At 67.9% G+C, this 4,723-nt stretch carries 7 protein-coding genes and 1 pseudogene; 4 read left to right on the top strand and 4 right to left on the bottom strand.

What is annotated here, in order from left to right; translation table 11 throughout:
* Positions 1-33 precede the first annotated feature (33 nt).
* The 3 genes and pseudogenes from ABTZ89_RS35900 to rpmJ all read right to left on the bottom strand — a co-directional run.
* Positions 34-1,077 (bottom strand): peroxidase-related enzyme, encoded by a 1,044-nt coding sequence (locus tag ABTZ89_RS35900; protein WP_351053389.1) that lies wholly within the window; start codon positions 1,075-1,077, stop codon positions 34-36.
* Positions 1,078-1,180: 103 nt separating this feature from the next.
* Positions 1,181-1,369 (bottom strand): helix-turn-helix domain-containing protein, encoded by a 189-nt coding sequence (locus ABTZ89_RS35895; protein ID WP_351053387.1) that lies wholly within the window; start codon positions 1,367-1,369, stop codon positions 1,181-1,183.
* A gap of 53 nt (positions 1,370-1,422) precedes the next feature.
* Positions 1,423-1,524 (bottom strand): annotated as a pseudogene (gene rpmJ, locus ABTZ89_RS35890) (50S ribosomal protein L36); the annotation flags it as partial.
* 135 nt (positions 1,525-1,659) lie between these two features.
* On the opposite strand from rpmJ, the gene ABTZ89_RS35885 reads away from it, so the two are divergent.
* Together ABTZ89_RS35885 and ABTZ89_RS35880 are read left to right on the top strand one after the other, a co-directional pair.
* Positions 1,660-2,268, top strand: coding sequence for a hypothetical protein (locus ABTZ89_RS35885; RefSeq protein ID WP_351053385.1), 609 nt, complete (start codon positions 1,660-1,662; stop codon positions 2,266-2,268).
* Between the two features lie 13 nt (positions 2,269-2,281).
* Positions 2,282-3,010 carry a class I SAM-dependent methyltransferase gene (locus tag ABTZ89_RS35880; RefSeq protein ID WP_351053383.1) on the top strand — a complete coding sequence of 243 codons (729 nt, stop codon included), beginning with the start codon at positions 2,282-2,284 and terminating at the stop codon, positions 3,008-3,010.
* A 172-nt stretch (positions 3,011-3,182) separates the two neighbouring features.
* Here ABTZ89_RS35880 and ABTZ89_RS35875 read toward each other — a convergent pair whose 3' ends face one another.
* The gene (locus ABTZ89_RS35875; protein WP_351053381.1) at positions 3,183-3,479 is read right to left on the bottom strand and encodes a hypothetical protein; all 297 of its coding nucleotides are present in this window, start codon (positions 3,477-3,479) and stop codon (positions 3,183-3,185) included.
* A 200-nt stretch (positions 3,480-3,679) separates the two neighbouring features.
* Here ABTZ89_RS35875 and ABTZ89_RS35870 point away from each other — a divergent pair, with 200 nt between their 5' ends.
* The gene (locus tag ABTZ89_RS35870) at positions 3,680-3,976 is read left to right on the top strand and encodes a hypothetical protein (RefSeq protein ID WP_351053379.1); all 297 of its coding nucleotides are present in this window, start codon (positions 3,680-3,682) and stop codon (positions 3,974-3,976) included.
* Positions 3,973-4,723, top strand: a 751-nt coding sequence (locus ABTZ89_RS35865) for a CobW family GTP-binding protein (RefSeq protein ID WP_351053377.1), incomplete at its 3' end; no start/stop codon positions are given. The genes ABTZ89_RS35870 and ABTZ89_RS35865, both read left to right, overlap by 4 nt.

Here is a 4,723-nt window from a genome sequence, read left to right as displayed (position 1 = left end):
TTTCAATGGAAATTGCGTGACCTGGGAGGTGCGTTACCAGTCGGTGTCGCGGGTGGTGGCGTTGCCGAGGGTCATCGCGAGGCGGTTGGTCCAGGCGCTCATGGCCGCTACCGCGATCAGGTCGCGGATGCCTTCGGCGGTCAGGCCGACCTCGCGGAGGCGGGCGATGTGCTCCGGCGTCAGGGCCGCCGGGGTGGGGGACAGGGCGCCCGCCGCGTCGACGATCGCGCGTTGGCGCTGGTCGGGGACCGATGCCGGGCCCGCCTCCGCCAGGGCCACCGAGGTGATCCGGTCGTCGGACAGCTCGACCTGGCGGCGGCCGTGGACGCCGGAGGACAGCTCGCAGCCGGTGCGCAGGGAGGCGGCGAGCGCGGCCAGCTCGCGATCGGCGACGGCCAGCTCGGCCGGGTCGCTCATGATCGCGTTGTAGATCGCGCTGCACGCTTCCAGGGCTTCCGGGTCGTGGCGCAGCGCCACGTCGAACGAGTCCGCCTCCACCCACGGGACCCAGCGCATCTGCGGGAACGCCTCGTCGGGGGTCGGCAGCTCGCAGCCGTCCGCGGTCGACCCGACCTCGATGCTGTTCGCCGGCTGCGCGACGGATCCGCCGTCGGCCTCCTCGACCAGCCGCAGCCCGCGCAGCAACCGGATCCGGAAGCTGGTCGCCGCCACCACCTGCGCGGCCGCCACGACCTGCGCCGTGCCGAAGCCCTGCTCCCGCAGCTCGCCGATCTCGGCGACGCTCACGTCCGCCGGGTCCAGCGCGACCTGCTCGCAGTGCGCGAGCAGCGCCTGCTGCGGCTCGGACAGCTCCGCCCAGCGCTCGACGTCCCGGACGACGTCGGCAGCACCGTCGCCGGCCACCGAGTCGAGTTCCGCCGCGAGCTCGTCGGCGTGGTCCTGCTCGTCGTTGACCAGCGCGACGCGGAGCGCGATCCGGGTTCGGTCGGCCCGGTCGAGCGCGGTCTGGTCGGCCGGGCGGAGCACCGCGGCGTCGACGTTCGCGATCAGCTCGCGCACGTCCGGTCGAAGCACGGCCAGCACCGCATCGGCGCGGACACTGCTTGCGGTCGTCATAAGCATCCTTGTCCGGTTGATCGGCTTTCCGCGCGTAGTTTTCCACCGCGCGTGACCCGCCCCACGAGTGCCCGGTCGGTGAGCGCGCAGAGCTGCTGCCCGCTCACGTTTCTTCGGTGCGGCCGACGGCGCGGCAGGCGAGGTGCAGGGCCAGGCGTTCGTCGCGGTGGTGCAGGTCGACGGCGAGGAGCCGCTCGATGCGTTCGATGCGCGCTGCCACCGTGTTGCGGTGCACGCCGAGCACCGCTGCCGTCTCCGCGATCGACGACTCCGCGTCCAGGTAGGCGGCCAGCGTGCGGACCAGGTCGCCGGGTTGGCCGCGCAGCGGGGCGATGAGGGCGCGGGCCGCGGGTTCAGCTTGTTGATGACGTAGACCTTTCCCCGTCGGCGCACGACCTGTGCGCCGGGCTGGTTCTTCAACGATTTCACGGACGCCCGCACCTTCACGTGAACACCTTCCTGTTGATAATGATTTTCATTATCATAGTATCCACGCGTCGAGTCTCCGAGGAGATGAGGGATGACGGATGGACACGGTGAACGTGATCGCGGTGGTCGGCGCGTGCGCGCGAGAACGCGGAGTTGCTCGCGCTCGGCCAGGACATCGCCTTCATCGGCCTGGACCTCGACCACGGCGCTCGACAACGCCACGCCCACCGACGACGAACTGACGACCGGACCGTCCGTCAGGGCGCGCTTTCCCGATCCGTTCCCAGCCTGGCACCTCGCCCAGAACCCGACGGACCAGTGACCACCAAGGCAGCAATACCAAGGACATCCATGGCTTCAGCGGAACCCCACAGCGCCGAGAACAATTCGCTCAGCGGTCTCACCGCGATCATCTGCGACAGCTGCGAAGACAACGGGGAGCGCCCGTTGCTCGCAGCGCTCAAGGAAACGATTCGCCGCCTCCCCCACGCAGTCCTCGTACGCACGACCTGCCCGTTCAGCCAGATGTGGTGCCACACCAGGAAGATCTCGGCGTCGCGCGGCGCAGGGCAGGTCGTGCTGGTGCAGCGATGCACCGACACCCGCAGGCCCTTGGGCCCTGTCATCGTCGTCGGTCCGGTCGAAACCGCCGATGACGTCGCGTTGTTGACGCGCTGGCTCGAAACCGACCCGCTGGCCGTCGCATCGCTCCCCCATCGCCTGCGACGACTCCAGAACACCGATCACACCAACCCGAACTGAACCGAGGAACCCCGTGAACGACGAATACGCCGAATCCGCCGAGTTCATCGACCTCCTGATCAGCCCGTTCTGGAACGGCCTCGCCCCGGCGCTGGCCGAAGCGATCAAGACGGCCGCCCCCGGCCCCGTGGTGGACGTGGGTGCCGGAAGCGGCTGCGGAACCGCGGTGATCGCGGACGCGATCCCGGAAGCCGAGATCTTCGCGGTGGAACCCTCCGCCGGCCTGCGCACTGCGCTGCTCGCCAGGGTCAACGCCGACGACTCGTTGCGGGAGCGAGTGACGGTCCTCCCGGACAAGCTCCTGGCCGCGGACCTGCCCGAACAACTGGGCCTGGTGATCGCCATGAACGTCATCGGCCACTTCTCCCCGACCGAACGCCAGGCGTTCTGGGATCTGCTCGCCACACGTCTCGCACCCGGAGGTCAGGCGGTGCTCAACCTCCAGCCTCCGTCCGAACCAGTCGACATTCCGGAAGCAGTGGCGGCGACCAGGCAGGTCGGACGCCGGCGCTACGAAGTCCGAGCACGCGCCCGAGCGACCAGCGACACGATGCTGACCTGGCACATGACCTATCGCACCCACCAAGGCGAAACCCTCGTCGACGAACGAGCGCTGAACTACACCTGGCACCTGGTCAGCGAATCCGTCCTGCACGACGAACTCGCACGAGCAGGCCTGCGACTGCACACCATGGAACCGACCGACCTCGGCATGTTCACGATCACGCGAGCGCCGGCCTGAACCCGACGTCCAGGGGCCCAGCACCGGATGAACGAGCAGATCGACGCCCTCGACGCAGCCTTAAAGCACTGATCAGCAGAGCAACACAACAAGCCAGCAGTGGGCCGAACCGGACGCCCACTGCTGGTGACCACCGCTAGACGCGGAAGATCTGGGCCGTCGGACAGCTGGATCAGTGTTCGTCGTAGTGGTCGCCGTGCGCGGCGTGCCTATGTCCATCGTGGACGTAGTCGACGTGGTCGCCGTGCGGCACAGCGACATGTCCGCAACCTTCGCCGTGCGTGTGCTCGTGGCCGTCGTGCGCGGCGTGATCCGCTGGCTCGCACTCGTCGTAGTGGTCGCCGTGGGCGCGGTGCAGGTGCCCGTCGTGGACGTAGTCGACATGATCGCCGTGCGGCACAGCGACATGCCCGCAACCCTCACCGTGCGCGTGCTCGTGACCGGCGTGCTCCTGGTGCGCTGTGGTCATCAGGACTCCTCCATGCGCAAATGGGCGCCTACTCGCTACGCCAAAAAGCGTACGTCTCATTGCCGGTTACGCATAAGTAGCGGCCAGGCTCGGCGTCCGCATCGCGGCTACATATGAACCGGGCCTCAGATGAGAATGATTGTCGTTATCGTTTAGGGTGTGCTGTGCCCTCGTCCACCACTGACAACTGCGAGGCCGAGATGAACGACGCGTTGAACCAGCTCCTGGGCAGGTCGGGAAGGCCTGACCCGGATCGGGCGGCCCGCTCCGAGGAAATCGCCGAGCTGGTGCGCACGACCCTGGGCCTGAGTTCTCAGGCGGCCGTGACCGTGCAGCAGCTCGCCTGCGCTGAGCCCGGTTGCCCGCCGATCGAGACCAAGCTCGCTGTGCTCGGCCCGGAACCGAAGCGCTGGACGATCCACGCCTCGGTGTCCGAAGTGGACGACGACACCGTCCGACGGATCCTGACCGCCCGACCCGAAGGGGACTGCGCATGAGCGACGACACCTCCGATTCCCGCGTACCGGTCACGGTGCTCACCGGATTCCTCGGATCCGGCAAGACCACGCTGCTCAACCGGATCCTCACCGAGCAGCACGGCATGCGCATCGCCGTGATCGAGAACGAGTTCGGTGAAGTCGGCATCGACGATGGCCTCGTGCTCGATGCCGAAGAAGAAGTCTTCGAGATGAACAACGGATGCATCTGCTGCACCGTGCGCGGCGATCTCATCCGCATCCTCGGCGCCCTGCTCAAGCGCAAGGACTCCTTCGACGCGATCCTCATCGAGACCACGGGTCTGGCCGACCCCGCGCCGGTCGCGCAGACCTTCTTCGTCGACGACACCCTGCGCACCCAGCTGCGGCTGGACGCGATCGTCACCGTCATCGACGCCAAGCACATCGTCCAGCACCTCGACGACCACAAGCCCGAAGGCACCGAGAACGAGGCCGTCGAGCAGATCGCGTTCGCCGACCGCGTGGTGCTGAACAAGACCGACCTGGTCGACGCCACCGAGATCGAGGCCGTGCAGCGGCGGATCCACGGCATCAACTCCGGAGTCCGCATCCTGCCCGCGCAGCACGCCGACGTCGACCTCGGCGACGTGCTCGGTGTGCGCGCCTTCGACCTGGACAAGATCCTCGCCGACGAGCCGGAATTCCTCGACGACACCGAACACCAGCACGACCTGACCGTCACCAGCGTCGGCATCGACAACGACGGCGTGGTCGAGGTCGAAAAGC

It is taken from the genome of Saccharopolyspora sp. NPDC002686, from assembly GCF_040295745.1.
In the GTDB taxonomy this organism is placed as follows: Bacteria; Actinomycetota; Actinomycetes; order Mycobacteriales; family Pseudonocardiaceae; genus Saccharopolyspora; species Saccharopolyspora oryzae.
The sequence above is the reverse complement of the archived record's forward strand: the minus strand, read 5'-3'. Positions and strand labels throughout refer to the sequence as shown.